This window comes from Microvirga tunisiensis, assembly GCF_009296175.1.
GTDB classification, from domain to species: Bacteria; Pseudomonadota; Alphaproteobacteria; order Rhizobiales; family Beijerinckiaceae; genus Microvirga; species Microvirga tunisiensis.
The window spans coordinates 1-1,563 of record NZ_VOSK01000719.1; the positions used below are offsets into that span (position 1 = coordinate 1).

Genomic DNA, 1,563 nt, shown 5'->3' on the forward strand with positions numbered 1-1,563 from the left:
ATCTCCGCCGTGAACTGCCGACCTTTGAGCAGCCCCTTGTTATTTTGCTTCACTGTCAGCCCCACTCGCCACCCTCATGTCGTAGCTCAGGCAGGGCAAGTTTCAAAGCTGCAACAGATCCACGGCAACATGGCCGACATCCAGGTTCGGCGTCTGCCGGTGCTCACCCGCGACAAGCGCCTGGTGGGCATCATCTCACTTGGCGACAAGGCGGTGACGGAAAAATCCGGCCGGGCCGGCGAGGCGGTGGCGGGGATCTCGCAGCCGGGCGGCCAGCACAGTCAGACCGGCGGATCTCGGACCTGATATGCCAATGGGGAGGGGCCATAACTTTGGCCTCTCTTTTGGTGGAGTTCTCTTCAGAAAAGAAGGATTGACCCAAGCAGTCCGACTATTGGGAATTGTGAAAAGCCGCCCTCATCCCGTTTGCAAGCGTGAGGGCGGATCGCCTTTCATGCTGCGATCATATAGGACTTGTTCTGCTGCGCTCCTCGTCAGGTAGGCCTGACGGCACGCCGCCAATGACATTCCAGTTTTTGCCTCGACCACCTAGGCTGGGAGACGCTCATGATCTGGGCTCGCAGGATCATCGATCCGGCCGAATGGAACGAGGTCCAGGATCAGTTCGAAAATCTCTTCATGAAGCTTGGATGCCCGAGTCAGATGATGCTGGTGGCGACCTGCGGCCCTGGCCCTATCACGCTCCTCGCCAGCTTACCCAACCCATACCTTCTGAATGCATTAACGGGATTTGAGCAGATCGGTGACGAGGAGCTCCCAGCCGAAGCCTCGCTTCTTGTCGGCCACAACCACGCCTTCGAGAAGCGCTTCACGTCTCTAAAGTGGAAGTGAGTTTTACTGAGTAAGTGATGCGAGATTCCATGAGCCCGCTTGAACACTGTCCGAACACTGCAAAGCGCGTTCGATACTGAGGCTTAAGCGAAACGGGTGGCGTTTATTCCTTACGCGGGGGTTGAACGGTTGGCACCTCGTGGCCCCGCCCCTTATAGGGGAGCATAAGGAAGTGTGGAGCGGCTTATGCCGTTGCCGGATGGAACGAGGTTTGCGTCAGAACGAATAGCGATCGGCGACCATGTCGTCTCCCTTGCCCATGTCCGCCCGCCGATCGACTGCCCACGAAACCTCATACGCCCTAAAGTAGACAGGCGGTGCTTGAGCCTCACGGTCTCCACATTCGACCTTTCTGATCGAGTAGTCGCCTTGGAGAAGCCAGATGTCAGAGGAACAAATTGCTTGGACAAAGGCGCTCGAACACAAGCGTATGGAGCTAATTCAAGCTTTAGTGCGGAGAGACTTCACCGAGGCGGATCGGCTCAAGGAGACCATCGAAGAGATGGAGCGCCACGCTCGCAGCCGGGGTTGGCGGCTCAAGGAGCATTGAGGCTCCGATGAGGCTTTCGTAAGCGGTGTTCTAGTACTACTGTGTCATAAACTTTGTGTGGCAGCAGGGACATCGTGGGAGCCTTCGCACGAGAGTGCAGATGAGTTCAGCCCGGATGGTGGCGATCGACTGGGCGACGTGGCGTTCGGGGCGGATGGGTG

Annotated in this window: 2 protein-coding genes and 1 pseudogene; all 3 read left to right on the forward strand. The window is 57.6% G+C overall.

Annotated elements, in window-relative coordinates; translation table 11 throughout:
• A pseudogene (locus FS320_RS49430) lies at positions 1–306 on the forward strand (hypothetical protein); the annotation flags it as partial.
• A gap of 261 nt (positions 307–567) precedes the next feature.
• Positions 568–852: a hypothetical protein gene (locus tag FS320_RS43125; RefSeq protein WP_152718618.1), complete on the forward strand. Its 285-nt coding sequence runs from the start codon at positions 568–570 to the stop codon at positions 850–852.
• Positions 853–1,234: 382 nt separating this feature from the next.
• Entirely contained in the window at positions 1,235–1,402 is a 168-nt protein-coding gene (locus FS320_RS45705; RefSeq protein ID WP_153885414.1) for a hypothetical protein, read from the forward strand.
• The last annotated feature ends 161 nt before the right edge of the window (positions 1,403–1,563 follow it).

Coding starts and splice junctions, on each gene's coding strand:
- FS320_RS45705 (WP_153885414.1), top strand. CDS start 1,235: ATGTCAGAGGAACAAATTGCTTGGACAAAGGCGCTCGAACACAAGCGT.
- FS320_RS43125 (WP_152718618.1), top strand. CDS start 568: ATGATCTGGGCTCGCAGGATCATCGATCCGGCCGAATGGAACGAGGTC.